We start from the raw sequence: 13,904 nt of genomic DNA on the forward strand, positions 1-13,904 counted from the left end.
ATTTTTGATAGTCCACCGAAGTTGAACCGGAACGCGCCCGAAAGGAGCAAGATTTCCATCCGAAACCTGATATTGGCAAAGAAAAAGCACATGACCGTAGAGACCCTCATCGACAACTACATGGATGCCGTGGTCAAGTACCAGGGCAAACCGACGGATGTCGAACAACTCGCTTCAGACTATGGTTTCGATGCTGAGGATTTCGATGCGCTTTTCGAGAATTTTGAGGAACTGGACAAAACGATTTTCAAGACGCTGATCGACATTTCCATTGCCACCCTGATCGAAGCCCCTGAATTCAGCGAATTCAGTAAAAAAGACAAACTGCTCAGTTTGTATTACACCCTCTTTGAGAATTTTACCTTGAACCGTGAATTCGTGGTGTTGACCATCAAAGGGTACGGACTGAGCCTGAACACGATCTCCTTGTTCGGCGAATTGAAGGAAAGTTTTATGGCCTTCGTCGATTCTTTGGATCTCGAACCCTTCAATTTGACCGACAGTTTGGAATCGTTACAGAAGAAATCGATCAAAGAAGCATTTTGGGTGCAATTCTTATTGACGGTGAAATTTTGGATGGATGATACCTCGGATCAATGTCAAAAGACCGATATCTTCATAGAAAAGTCGGTGAACACCGGAGTCGAACTACTCAACACCCAATCGTTGTCCAACATTATTGATTTGGGCAAGTTCCTGTATTCCGAAAAAATCAAGTCATAGCCCCATTATGAAAACCTCGAAGAACATTCCGATATCAAAGCTGCAACGGACTTCAAAACTGATGAAGACCGGAGCGAAGGTCGGGGTGAACTACCTAAAATATTACGGCGACAAAATCGTGAATTCCGAAGCCGATGCCAAAGAAAGGCTCAACGAGAACAACGCCAACGACATTTATGATAGTTTGAAGACCTTGAAAGGCAGTGCCTTGAAAATGGCGCAGATGATGAGTATGGAAAAGAACATCATGCCCAAGGCTTTTGTCGATAAATTCTCCTTGTCACAGTTTTCGGTACCGCCCCTTTCGGCGCCATTGGTCTTAAAGACCTTCAAGAAGTCGTTCGGGAAGTTACCCCATGAACTTTTCGATCGTTTTGAGACCGAGGCGATCAATGCCGCGAGTATCGGACAGGTACACCGAGCCGAAAAAAACGGCAAGACCCTGGCCGTGAAAATCCAATACCCGGGGGTGGCCCAAAGCATACAATCCGATTTGGCCATTGTCAAACCCGTGGCCATGAAGATGTTCAACATCAAGGGGGAGCATTCTGAAAAATATTTCAAAGAGGTCGAGAACAAATTGTCTGAAGAGACCAACTATGTACTCGAATTGGCGCAGAGTCAAGAGGTGACCGCTTCTTGTGGGCATATTCCGAACCTGCGGTTTCCGACCTACTACCCTGAGTATTCCTCGACCGAGATCATCACCATGGATTGGATGCATGGGGTACACCTTTCCGAATTCATCCAACGCAATACCGATCAAGCCGCGGCCAATGCCGTAGGGCAGACGCTATGGGACTTTTACATGTATCAATTGCATGTGCTGCATAAAGTGCACGCCGATCCGCATCCGGGCAATTTCCTGGTCTCCGATAAGAACGAGGTCATCGCCCTTGATTTTGGCTGTATGAAGGAAATCCCCGAAGACTTCTATACCCCGTATTTCCAGCTGTTCAAATCCGACATCATCAATGACCCGGTCAGTTTTGAAAAGAACCTATTGGCGCTCGAAGTATTGAAAAAAGAAGATACCCCTGAAGAGCATGAGTTTTTTACCGGCATGTTCCATGAGGTGCTCGAGTGCTTTACCCAACCCTTTCAAAACGAGACCTTCGATTTTTCAGACATGACCCTGTTTGAAAAAATTTCAGAATTCGGGGAACAGTATGTGAAGCAGGCGGGACTCATGAAAATGAACGCCAATCGGGGATCTAAACATATCATTTATATCAACAGGACCTTTTTCGGACTTTTCAGTTTGATGTTCGATCTCAAGGCCGAGAATATCAAGATCAATAACTACACCCAGCTGATTCCTGCGGGAGTCGGACTCGGTGCGTAACACTACCCAGAACCATGGCATCAAAAATCGAAGACTTTAAAGACATCGCCCAAGAAGTATTGGATGGCAAGTTCAAACAGATCTCGGGCTATGATGCGGCCTTCCTCTACGCGGAATCACCCACCAGTCCGATGCATATCGCCACCTTGGTCATTGTCGAAGGTTCGTTGGAATTCAAGGATTTCAAGAACATCGTCGCTTCCAAACTGCATATGATGCCCAAGTTCAGGCAGCGGTTGTTACACGTACCCATGGATCTGGACTATCCCTACTGGGTCGATGATCCGAACTTCGAATTGGACCTGCACCTCCACCGGATGAAACTGGCCGATCCGTCGAACTGGGAATCGCTACGTCGCACCACCTCCCGGATCTTCAGCGCCCCCTTAGACCTGCGCAGACCGCTATGGTCGATCCACTTCATCGAGGGCATTGACGAGATCCCACAGATCCCGAAAGGATCCGTGGCCATTGTGAGCAAGGTGCACCACGTGATGATCGATGGCAATTCAGGGGTCGGACTAATGGGTATTTTGTTCGATACGGATAGCAAGGTGAAGCCCATCGACAAATCGAAAATCAAGAAATTCGAACCCGACCCGTTACCCGATGACCTTAGTTTGCTGATCAAAAGCGGCTATGGCTTTTTAAAGAACCCCTTTAAGTTGCCCAAGACCTTGGCCGAGACCGCCATGGCGTTCCTACGCACCCGGGCTTCGAAAACGCTGAGCATCCAAAAAGAATTCGCTACGGCCCGATACCCCGTACCGATCACCATATTCAACGGCAACGTATCGCCAAAAAGGACCTGGGGCACGGCCATCCTTTCTTTCGATCGCGTAAACGGACTTAGAAAACGAATGGGGGTCAGTATCAATGACCTCATCCTGGCCATTTGTGCCGGGGCAATCCGACGGTATTTGAAAGAGAAGGAAAAGCTGCCCTTACAGCCTTTGGTGGCCAACGTACCCATATCGATTCGCGCCAAAGACGATAAAACGCACAACAACCAGATTGCCAATATGATGATCCAATTGGCGACGCATATCGAAGACCCTTTGGAACGCCTTGAATACATTCAAGAGCAGACCATGTTAGGCAAGGCACGCCATAAGACCATGGGGGCCAAGACCCTTTCGAAGATGGCGAACGCCGTACCTTTCGGATTGGCCAATCTAGCGGCGGGGCTGTACAGCAAGTACAACATCAAAGACCTGCACCGCCCCCCTTTCAATGTGACCATCACCAACGTGCCCGGTCCTTCGAAATTGCTTTACCTCAATGGGCATAAGGTGGTTTCCATTTTCGGGCTCACCCCGGTGGTCGACGGTTTCGGGTTGATCATTGCGGCGTTCAGTTACAACGGTTTGATCAGCATCACCACGACTTCGGATGCGCGGACCATGCCCGATGCCTATTTGTTCTCAAGGTATATCAGGGAATCGGCCAACGAATTGGAGGCTTTGATCTTGAACGCCCATAAAAAGAATGGAGGCGAAAAGCCCGAGGTCAAGCAAAAAAGCGAAAGCACCGTGTTCTTCAATGCCTTAAAACGCTATCTGAAGAAACATCCGGAGTTAGCGAAAAAATACAAAGGGGTGTTCCACATCAATGTGGATATGGGCTCGAGCAGCGAATCTTGGGAAATCGACCTGACCAAAACAACCCCTTCGGTCAAAAAGGCGACCGTTCTGGAACCGAAAACCGTTTTGGAAATCGAGGATGAAAACCTCTACGCCCTTTACAAGAAAAAGTTGCTCTTCGACGAATTGAAGATCCAACAGCGCCTAAAATTGACCGGTACGGTAGCGAACAAACGTAAACTCAGCCAATTGGTCAAAACCTTTTTGGACCGATAATCGCTTAGGCATCAGTTATTGAAAACGCCCGAATGAGCTCAAAAACACAGTATAAGACCCATACCTTCACCGCAAAAGACGGCGAACCCATCTGTTACTACAAATGGGAAAGCCGAGCTACGGGAAAACAACGTGGGGTCATACAGATCGCCCATGGTATCGGCGAACATGCCGCCCGCTATGACAGCATCGCCCAACGCTTGCAGCGCGAGGGCTTTACGGTATATGCGAACGACCATCGCGCCCACGGAAGAACGGCAGAGATCAACCGACTCTACGGTTATTACAAGGGCAACGATTATTTCGAGGATGTGGTCGAAGACATGCACCAATTGACCCAATTGATGCGCAGCGAACATCCTGAAAGTCCGTTCGTGCTTTTCGGGCATAGCATGGGTTCGTTATTAAGTCGCAAATACGTGCTCCGATACGGCGATGGTATCGACGCCCTGATCCTTTCAGGTACGGCGAATTTCATCAAAGGACTGGGCCACTTCGGTTTGGCCAGTACCAAACTCGTCAGCATGTTCAGGGGCCGTGAACGAAGCAATGAGACCTTACGGGCCTTTTTCTTCGATGAATTCAATAAGAAATTCAAACCCAATAGAACCAAGTTGGACTGGATTAGCAGCGACGAAAAGGCCGTCGATACCTTTGAGGCCGACCCGTATCGCATCGAAAACTTCTCCATCGGAATCTTGGCCGACATCCTGACCAACTCCAAAGAGCTGAACAAGACCGCTGCTTTCGCGGATACTCCTGACACCCTGCCCATCCTGATTTTTTCGGGGGATGAAGATCCCGTTGGCGAAATGGGAAAAGGGGTGACCAAAGTGGCTGAAAATTATAAGAGGAACGGCAATACCGATCTTACCTTCAACCTATACGAAGGAGGACGGCATGAGATGCTGAACGAAACCAATAGCGAAGTGGTCGAAGAAGACATCGTGACCTGGTTGCATGCCCATATTCCATAATATCATGAAAGAGAAAGCGAATTTATACCAGGCCTTTATCAACCTCATGGCTTCCATTGGAAAACGGAAGGGCCTGACGAAAACGAGCATCAAAAAAGTCTTGGTCAAGAAATTGGAACCCCATCCTGAATACAAGGCGATCCGACCTTTGATCGATACGGTAGAGGTCGACCCCGAAGCCATGGATGGGCAATTGGAAGCCTGCATTCGACTTTGCGATGAACTAGGTCCGAGCCGCGAGTATTTCACCCTCATCACCCTCTTCGGGTCCATTGCCGGGGCCTACGCACAAAATGGGGATGCCACCGCCGATGAAAGTATTGCAGCCTACCTCGAAAAATTCAAGAACGAAATCGCCGCGATCAACCAAAAAATTCCACAACCGCCGCTATTCAATATGCTTTTGGAAGGGCGATCCCTGGTCGAATGGACTTCGATCTATGCCATTTACCCTTTCATTCCGAAAAGGATCAAAGGCGAGGGCAGGCCGGTCTTATTGATTCCACCTTATTTGGGCGACGACTATTCGACCTCCTTCGTGCGCCGCTATTTGGCTTCTTTAGGATACAAGACGTACAAGTGGGAACAGGGCTTCAACCTGGTAAAATCGCATTACATTCCGAGATTGGAGGAAAAATTGGATGACATTTATCGCATCCATGGGGAGAAGGTCAGCATCGTCGGTTGGAGCGGTGGCGGCATCTTTGCGAAGATCATGGCGAACCGCCATCCAAAACAAGTAGAACAGATCATTACGATCGGTTCACCGGTATGGGGGGTCATGGATATGAAGACCCCTGTAAACGGCATTCTGGAGTTCTTCAGGGGCAAGTCGCTCAAGGAACGCAACAAACGCTTCATCGAAGAGCTCGAACCCATTCCGAACGTACCGATTACCTGTATTTATACGAAAACGGATGGTCTGCTGCCTTGGAAGCATTGCATGGAGGCCGAAAGCTACCGGGATGACATCAAGAATATCGAAGTCTATGGGAGTCATTCCGGACTAGGGGCCAATGTGAGTGTCATTCTGATCACCGCCAACGCCTTGAACGCGAACATCAAGGGCAAGACCATTAAGGACAATACTTCGAACATCGAGCGCATCCTTTACCCTTTTTATTGGAACAAGAAAAAAAGAAGTTTGTTTTTCTTAAATTAGGAATCGCCCGGCACCATGGAAGAACTCATCAACAATGAAAAATTTCAGGAAGCGCTAAAGCAGACCGCTAAAGCGCATGATCTGGATTTGGCCGAAGTCCAAAAAGAAGCGGCCGAATACATCAAGGAGCTCTATGCCGAACAGCATCCCGTGGCCAAAATGGCCTCGGTCAGGGGTTTCGACTACATCCTCTCCCGGGCGTATAGCGAAAAGATAGACGTCGACCCTAGGGGCATCAAAAAGTTGATGAAATTGATGCGGCGGCATTCCGTGGCGTTCATCATGACCCATAAGACCTATTTGGATACCCTAGTGCTCATTTCGACCCTGGCCCGCTATGGCATGCCCGTTCCCTATTCCTTCGGGGGCATCAATCTGGCATTCCCCGGACTGAAACAACTGGGCAAGAACGCCGGCCTCATCTTCATCCGAAGAAGTTTTAAGGACAATCCGGTCTACAAGGTCGCTCTCAGACACTGCATCGCCACGATCATCGACAAGGGGGAACACTTGACCTGGAATATCGAAGGCACCCGCTCGCGCACTGGTAAGATCCTTCATCCGCAAATGGGCATCCTGAAATACATCATGGATGCCGAAAAAGAGAGTGCGCGCGACATCAAATACGTACCGGTTTCCATAGTGTACGACCTGATCCCCGATGTGAAGGAAATGACCGAACAGGCCAAAGGAGCCAAAAAGAAATCGGAAAACCTGGCCGAAGGGGTCAAATACATCCGCAGTCTCGGAAGTGACTATGGGCGCGCGGCCATTAGGTTCGGAGACCCGGTCGAAATCGACGAGACCCATAATGTGGTCGTTCCCGAGCTTGAAGAAGACACCTACAAGAACAGAAATTCACTTCCGTTCTTCGCCTTCGACCTGATCAATCAAATGTCAAGGATCACCCCGGTTTCGACCGTCTCCCTGATTTGTAACGTACTGCTGAACGATTTTGCCCAGACCAAAAAGGAAATCGAGTTCAAGGTCAAAAAGTTGATGGAGTATATCGGCAAGAAACAACAAGACACCCTGATGGACCGTGGCAATCCGATCGCTGTCAGTGTACAAAAGGGGTTGAACTTGCTGCAAGGGGCCAATATCATCCAGAAAAGCAGGGCGGGCCAAAAGGCGCAATACAGCATCGTTTCGTCCGAATACCTTCCTGCCACCTACTATGCCAATATGGTCGCCGGCCATTTATACCATTCGGCCTTTGTCGAGATGGCCTTGGTTAAAATCAAGGACGACACTTCTCCAAACCGCATCGTGCATTTTTGGGAAGAGATCATGGCCTTACGCAACCTCTTTAAGTTTGAATTCTTTTATACCAATAAGGCGAAGTTCAGTGCAGAGATCGAAGAAGAACTACATCGCTTCGACAAGAACTGGCGGGAGATCCTAGGAGATCCCAAAAAGGATGTCACCGACATCCTCAAAAAACAGAACCTGTTCATCTCGAGGGCCTTGTTGCTCTCTTACCTGGAGGCCGATAAAGTGGTCTGCCATACCTTGAACGCCTGGGATGAAGACGATGCGTTCAACAAAGATGAATTCTTGGAACTCTGTATGTTCAAAGGAAAGGAACTGCATTGGCAAAGTCGCATCACACGGCTTGATAGCGTTTCCCGTCCGTTTTTGAGCAACGCCTATCGCTTTGCGGAGAATGCCGGCCTCGGCATCGGCCAACAAAAGACCAACAGCAAAGGCTTGCAGGAATGGATGCAGCAACTGGACGACCTTACCGCAAGGTTGGCCTACCTCAAGGAAATCGAGGTGGCCCCTACCGCCTGGAGTTTGGAGTCGATCGCTGCGAAAAACCTATTGGTGCCCGAAGCGAAGGACCCAAAATCGAACCGAAAATCAACCCAAGAGGAAGAAGGGCCACATATCACGGCCTATTTCGATCTGGATCGCACCTTGATCAATGACTTTTCAGCCAAGCGCTTTATGCGTACCCGGCTTTTCAGTGGGGAGACCACCGCTAAGGAGTACCTGACCCAATTCATGACGGCCCTGGTCTTTTCGTTCGGCAACCGTGATTTCGAAGTGCTGACCAAATTAGCCGCCATGGGCGTTAAAGGAATCCCTGAAAAAATCTTTGTGAATTTGGGGCAAGAGGTGTTCGAAGAGTATTTGATGCCGACCATTTACCCAGAAGCCCGTGAACTGATCAAAAAACATGCTGAAAAAGGCCACCGTATCGTGATCATTTCGGCAGCTACCTCCTACCAAATCATGCCGATAGCCAAGGAATTGGGCGTTGAAGAGGTATATAGTACCCGTTTGGAAGTCCAAAATGGGAAATTCACCGGACGCATTTCCGAGATGTGTTGGGGGGAAGGAAAGGCCCGTGCGGCACGGACCTTTGCCAAAAAGAACGACATCGATTTGGCTAAGAGCTATTTCTATTCGGACAGTTTCGACGACTACCCGCTCTTCAAGATCGTCGGTAACCCCGTGGCCACCAATCCTGATAACGCCTTATCACAAGTCGCTTTTGAAAACGATTGGCCCATACTACGGTTCGAGGAACCACGGCAGAAACCCGTGGTCAACGGTCTCCGCACCAGTTTGGCCATTGCGAGCATCTATCCTTCAGCTTTCAGAGGGGCCGTAAAAGGACTGATGACACTATCACAGCGCGAAGCCGCCAATACGACCTTTAAAAGTATCGGTGACCTGGCCACCCGGGCGGCAGGATTACAAATTTCCGTGAAGGGCAAGCACAACCTGACCGATTTCAGACCGGCGGTTTTTTGCTTTAACCATCAAAGTGCGGCCGATTTCTTTATCATCATCAAACTGTTGCGCAATGATTTCACCGGCATTGCCAAGAAAGAACTGGAGAAGACCCCCATCGGTCCGATCTTTAAGGCCTTGGGCGCCATTTATATCGACCGCAGTAACAAGGCCAAGGCCATAGAGGCCATGAAACCGGCCGTAGAAGCACTGAAAGACGGCATTTCGGTCGCCATTGCCCCAGAGGGGACCCGAAGCGGCACCGCCCAATTGGGCCCGTTCAAAAAAGGGGCGTTCCATCTGGCCATGCAAGCCGGGGTGCCCATCATCCCCATCGTAATCAAAAATGCCTACCAAGCGGTAAAAAAAGGAACCGTCATGTTGCGACCGACCCATATCGAAGTCGTCGTACTCGACCCGGTCGACACCGGACTCTGGAAAAAGAAGCACATCGACCAGCATGTCGAAGAGGTTAGAAACCTGTTCGTCGCCGAACTGAATAACTGATCGGGGCAATTCGTAAAGAGCGGCCCTGACCAAAATACACGACCATGTCATTAAACGTAGGTTTATTGGGTGGTGGTTCTTGGGGAACCACCGTAGCCTCCCTCACGGCGCGCAACGCCAATACCATACTTTGGGCCCGAAACGAAACGACCGTCAAGGAGATCAACGACCATCGTACCAACTCAAAGTATCTGCCCGGAGCACTCTTGAACCGCAACCTAAAGGCATCACATTCCATTGCCGATACCGTAAAAAATGCCGACCTGCTCGTCATGGGCATTCCTTCCCAAAATTTCAGGAAGGTCTTGGAAATCGCCAAACCCCATATTCGACCCTGGATTCCTATAGTCAGCCTGTCAAAAGGCCTGGAAATGGGTACGAAGAAACGCATGACCGAAATCATTGAAGAAACGCTTCCGGGGCATCCGACAGGGGTTTTGACCGGACCGAATCTGGCTAAAGAAATCCACAATGGGCAAGCCGCCGCGGCCGTAATCGCCATGGTCGATGAGGTCATCGCAAAACGACTGCAAGGCGTGTTCAATTCGGGACTATTCAGGGTCTATACCAATAACGATGTCATTGGCTGTGAACTGGGTGGGGCATTAAAGAACATCATGGCCATCGCCACCGGCATGGGAGATGGTGCCAATGCAGGAGACAATACCCGCGCCGCTCTGATCACCAGGGGCTTGTCCGAATTGACGCGCTTGGGCACCGCCATGGGTGGCAAACGCCGTACTTTTGCCGGTTTGGCGGGTATGGGCGATCTGGTGGCGACCTGTAGCAGTACGAAAAGTAGAAACCGGCATGTCGGTTTTCAGCTGGGCCAAGGCAAAAAACTCGAAGAGATCATTGAAGAAATGTCGGAAGTCGCCGAAGGGGTAAAGACGGCGAAAGTGGTCATGGAGTTGGCCAAGGACTACGACGTTCATATGCCGATTTCGGAAGAGGTGTACAAGGTGTTGTACGAAGGCAATACAGTCGATGATGCCTTCAGGGGCTTGCTGAAGATCGAGAGTGGATCGGAGGCCGAACCAGGATAGACCCTAAGCTTTTTGGTCTTTCAGCCTTCGCAACTGAGGATTAAAAGGAACATCAACGGAAACGGCTTTAACCCCAAGCCAGTACAACAAATTTGGTTCAAAGCAATTTTTCCCCAAGGGCCAAGAATCGTTGCCTTGTTCCCGATTGACGTTCCATAACCGGTTTAAATCAAAGGGGCCCCTTTCAGGCGTTTTTCGATTTTGCGCTTTTTCCTGGTAATGCGCTTCATGGCATCCATCAACTTGGAATCCCTGCTTTTCTTATAAATCTCGTTGATGGCCAATACCAATTCCTTGGCTTCCCTACTGGCTTTGACGCGATCACTGGTCGACATATGGCTCATCGGTCTTTTCTCAAATTCCTCGGCTTTCAACAACAATTCCATTCTGTTTAATTTTATTATCTTTTCTATAAACAAAGATACAACATAGGACGGAAGGTTGCGTTAAGAACATAGCCCTATCTTTGTGGTTTTTCTATGGGATGCTAAGGGTAACCGCCCCTGTGTTTTTTGATAAGAAATAGCAATGGAATTGGTTGAAATAAAAGGAATCGTGGATTTTGGTTTGGTGATCTTGATCGTCATGGTACAAGTCATGATTTACCCAAGCTTTCGCTATTATAAGGCTTCCGACCTGCAAAGATGGCACACCGTTTACACCAAACGCATTTTCATGGTCGTATTCCCTTTGATGACCACCCAATTGGCCCTTTCCATCCTCCTGATCTTCCAGAAAATTTCGATATATACCGTGGGGAGCCTGGTAGGGATCGCAGTGCTCTTCTTGTTGACCGCTTTGGTCTTCGTTCCCATACACCAAAAAATTACCCGAGGGCATGCCGACATCGCACTCTTAAAAAAACTGGTCAACCAAAACTGGTGGCGTACCGTGATTTGGGGCATGCTTTTTGCAATAACACTAGTGGAATGGGTCCTAAATCACGGAAAACAAGCAATATAGCCACACCGAGAAAAGCCTCGAATGGCCGAATTCAGAAAGGTTTTACGTACTTTACGACCAATACCAGAGGCAGATGCCCTGTAGAGGATATCCTTCACTATTTCCAAAAGCAAAAGGATATTTAAATTTTGTTTAAACTTTAACTAATATTGTTAAACTAAATAGTAGCTTTACTGAATATAAACTCGTGGAAGACCTTTTAAGCTAGAAGTTGTTTCCACAAAAACCCAGCAATATGCGCAATCAAGAACCCCTAGTTGACCAAGTCGTTGACCCACAACACCTTTTGCAAAATCTGACCCATGAGGAGATTGGGGACGATCATTGGTATACTGGAATCGAAACCCCTTTAAAGCCTGATGCGTTCGCACTTTCGGACACTGAAAAGAAAGCGGCCATTGAAAAGCTTTTCGCCCAAATCATGGATGTTATGGGGCTTGACCTCACCAACGACTCGTTACGCGGTACCCCGAAACGGGTAGCCAAAATGTATATCGATGAGATCTATTCGGGATTGAACCCGAAAAACAAACCGAAAATCGCCCTCTTCGACAACGAATACCAGTACAACCAAATGCTGGTCGAAAAGAACATTACCTTTTATTCGAATTGTGAGCACCACTTCGTTCCCATCATCGGAAAGGCCCACGTGGCCTATATCTCTTCGGGCAAGGTCATCGGACTTTCGAAATTGAACCGTATCGTACAGTATTTTGCCAAGCGACCCCAGGTGCAAGAGCGACTGACCAATCAAATCGGTCGTGAGCTGCAAAGCATTTTAGGAACCGACGACGTGGCCGTCATCATCGATGCCAAGCACCTTTGTGTTTCTTCACGGGGCATCAAAGACGACACATCGGCAACGGTGACTTCATTCTATGGCGGTCAATTCAACGACACCGAGAAAGTACAAGAGCTCTACAATCACATTAATAACTAAGACGATACCCCTTGGGATTATTGCAATCGAAAGGTAAAATGCATGCAGAAAAGAAAGACCGTTCAATAAACACAACGAACGGTCTTTCCCTCTATGACATTGAACTGATCGGCTTGGATGGTACGGCGATCGACCTTTCCAAGTTCAAAGGCAAATACCTCCTTTTCGTCAATGTAGCATCTAAATGCGGGTTCACCAGTCAATATCGTGACCTGGAAGCCCTATCACAACAATATGCCGACCAACTCGTCGTCATCGGGTTGCCCTGCAACCAATTCGGCGCTCAAGAACCCGGGAATTCGGAAGCGATTCGATCGTTTTGTAGCTTGAACTATGGGGTAAGCTTTCCCTTATCCGAAAAGATCAAGGTCAAGGGTAGTGAGCAGCATCCCTTATATGCTTGGCTTACCCAAAAGAAATGGAACCAAAAGGCGAATAGCAAAGTGCGTTGGAACTTTCAAAAATACCTGGTTTCGCCAGAAGGAACATTGATCGACTATTTTTACAGTACCACATCCCCCCTAAGCGGTAAAATCACCAAAAAACTGCTTTAGATTGGGGTCAATAGCGAAGCCGATGGAAAAGAAGAAACCCGATCAGGTCGTGTACAATGAGGAAAAGCAACGCTACGATGCCTTTCTGAAACCCTACGCCACCGACCTCGGGGCACCGGTCATTGAAAAAGTCAATCTAGCCCCATGGAAAAACAAAGGCATTGGGATGGTCAATGCCGCGATGGCCGCCGAATACGATGAAATCAAAAAACAGTATCAAGCCCTTCAAGAGCGCTTCGAATACAACGAATTGGTCTACGCGGCCAAGTTCAGTTTTCAACCTTTGGTCGGCCACACCTACCATCTGTACAAAAACACAAAGGCCGAAGCCTTCCTTTCCATTTTGGCCCCACATGAATGTACGTTCGAACATTTGGGCAGTTTTCGTCTAGGATCCGACTACGTCTGGGAAAAAATCGAAACCGCATGAAATGGACACTGAAACTGGCCGCTTTGTACAATGTACTCTGGGGCCTATGGGCCGTCCTCTTTCCAAACCATTTCTTTGAATTGGTGGGGATGCAACCCTTGAACCACCCGATGGTCTGGCAAGGGATGGGCATGGTCATCGGTGTGTATGGACTCGGGTATTGGTGGGCCTCTTTCGACCCTTTGAAACATTGGCCTATCGTTGCGGTCGGATTTTTGGGTAAGCTTTTCGGCCCGCTCGGATTCCTCTTCAACTACCTCAATGAAACGGTCCCCTTGGCATTCGCTTATACCTTGATCACCAACGATTTGATTTGGTGGATCCCCTTCTTCCTGATTTTACGGAAAGTGCATTTGGAAAGGCAATGGAAGTTGTAAGCAATATGAATCTAAGACCGCCGATTTTGGCGTAGCGAAATAAAAAAAGCCCTTGAAAATCAAGGGCTTTTGTACCTCGGGTGGGAATCGAACCCACACTCCCGAAAGAACTGGATTTTGAATCCAGCGCGTCTACCAATTCCGCCACCGAGGCAAAACGGACTGCAAAGCTAAACAATTATTTGAATTCGAAAACCAAAATTCACACAATAATGCTTTAGCAACCCAGATTAATTTTTAAATTTGCACCGCTTTAAAAGTAAGGTGTCGCCCAGCGAT

At 48.5% G+C, this 13,904-nt stretch carries 13 protein-coding genes and 1 tRNA gene; 12 read left to right on the forward strand and 2 right to left on the reverse strand.

What is annotated here, in order from left to right; translation table 11 throughout:
* Positions 1-90 precede the first annotated feature (90 nt).
* From ABV409_RS02325 to ABV409_RS02355, 7 genes are read left to right on the forward strand one after another with little or no spacing between them, the layout of a single operon-like run.
* Positions 91-723: a TetR family transcriptional regulator C-terminal domain-containing protein gene (locus ABV409_RS02325; protein ID WP_353875931.1), complete on the forward strand. Its 633-nt coding sequence runs from the start codon at positions 91-93 to the stop codon at positions 721-723.
* A gap of 7 nt (positions 724-730) precedes the next feature.
* Positions 731-2,068, forward strand: a complete 1,338-nt coding sequence (locus ABV409_RS02330) for an ABC1 kinase family protein (protein WP_353875932.1) — start codon at positions 731-733, stop codon at positions 2,066-2,068.
* A 14-nt stretch (positions 2,069-2,082) separates the two neighbouring features.
* Positions 2,083-3,927, forward strand: coding sequence for a WS/DGAT/MGAT family O-acyltransferase (locus ABV409_RS02335; protein ID WP_353875933.1), 1,845 nt, complete (start codon positions 2,083-2,085; stop codon positions 3,925-3,927).
* 32 nt (positions 3,928-3,959) lie between these two features.
* On the forward strand, positions 3,960-4,904 hold the full coding sequence (locus ABV409_RS02340; protein WP_353875934.1) for an alpha/beta hydrolase: 945 nt from the start codon (positions 3,960-3,962) through the stop codon (positions 4,902-4,904).
* A gap of 4 nt (positions 4,905-4,908) precedes the next feature.
* Positions 4,909-6,066: an esterase/lipase family protein gene (locus ABV409_RS02345; RefSeq protein WP_353875935.1), complete on the forward strand. Its 1,158-nt coding sequence runs from the start codon at positions 4,909-4,911 to the stop codon at positions 6,064-6,066.
* A gap of 15 nt (positions 6,067-6,081) precedes the next feature.
* Positions 6,082-9,315, forward strand: a complete 3,234-nt coding sequence (locus ABV409_RS02350; RefSeq protein WP_353875936.1) for an HAD-IB family hydrolase — start codon at positions 6,082-6,084, stop codon at positions 9,313-9,315.
* 44 nt (positions 9,316-9,359) lie between these two features.
* Positions 9,360-10,361 carry an NAD(P)H-dependent glycerol-3-phosphate dehydrogenase gene (locus ABV409_RS02355; protein ID WP_353875937.1) on the forward strand — a complete coding sequence of 334 codons (1,002 nt, stop codon included), beginning with the start codon at positions 9,360-9,362 and terminating at the stop codon, positions 10,359-10,361.
* A 164-nt stretch (positions 10,362-10,525) separates the two neighbouring features.
* Here the strand turns inward: ABV409_RS02355 and ABV409_RS02360 are convergent, their stop codons facing one another.
* A complete protein-coding gene (locus tag ABV409_RS02360) occupies positions 10,526-10,747 on the reverse strand; it encodes a hypothetical protein (protein WP_353875938.1) in 222 nt (73 codons plus the stop codon).
* Between the two features lie 142 nt (positions 10,748-10,889).
* Between ABV409_RS02360 and ABV409_RS02365 the strand changes: the two genes are divergently transcribed.
* From ABV409_RS02365 to ABV409_RS02385, 5 genes are all read left to right on the forward strand, one after another.
* Positions 10,890-11,324, forward strand: coding sequence for a hypothetical protein (locus tag ABV409_RS02365; RefSeq protein ID WP_353875939.1), 435 nt, complete (start codon positions 10,890-10,892; stop codon positions 11,322-11,324).
* A 235-nt stretch (positions 11,325-11,559) separates the two neighbouring features.
* Complete coding sequence (gene folE, locus ABV409_RS02370) at positions 11,560-12,264, forward strand: GTP cyclohydrolase I FolE (protein WP_353875940.1); 705 nt, start codon at positions 11,560-11,562, stop codon at positions 12,262-12,264.
* A gap of 38 nt (positions 12,265-12,302) precedes the next feature.
* Entirely contained in the window at positions 12,303-12,818 is a 516-nt protein-coding gene (locus ABV409_RS02375; protein ID WP_353875941.1) for a glutathione peroxidase, read from the forward strand.
* 22 nt (positions 12,819-12,840) lie between these two features.
* A complete protein-coding gene (locus ABV409_RS02380) occupies positions 12,841-13,248 on the forward strand; it encodes a DUF2452 domain-containing protein (RefSeq protein ID WP_353875942.1) in 408 nt (135 codons plus the stop codon).
* Positions 13,245-13,625, forward strand: coding sequence for an alkyl hydroperoxide reductase (locus tag ABV409_RS02385; protein WP_353875943.1), 381 nt, complete (start codon positions 13,245-13,247; stop codon positions 13,623-13,625). The genes ABV409_RS02380 and ABV409_RS02385 overlap by 4 nt, the downstream gene beginning before the upstream one ends.
* Positions 13,626-13,697: 72 nt before the next feature.
* Here the strand turns inward: ABV409_RS02385 and ABV409_RS02390 are convergent.
* Positions 13,698-13,779, reverse strand: a tRNA-Leu gene (locus tag ABV409_RS02390).
* Between the last annotated feature and the right edge of the window lie 125 nt (positions 13,780-13,904).

Origin of the sequence: Flagellimonas algarum (genome assembly GCF_040513375.1) — a bacterium.
Taxonomy (GTDB): domain Bacteria; phylum Bacteroidota; class Bacteroidia; order Flavobacteriales; family Flavobacteriaceae; genus Flagellimonas_B; species Flagellimonas_B algarum.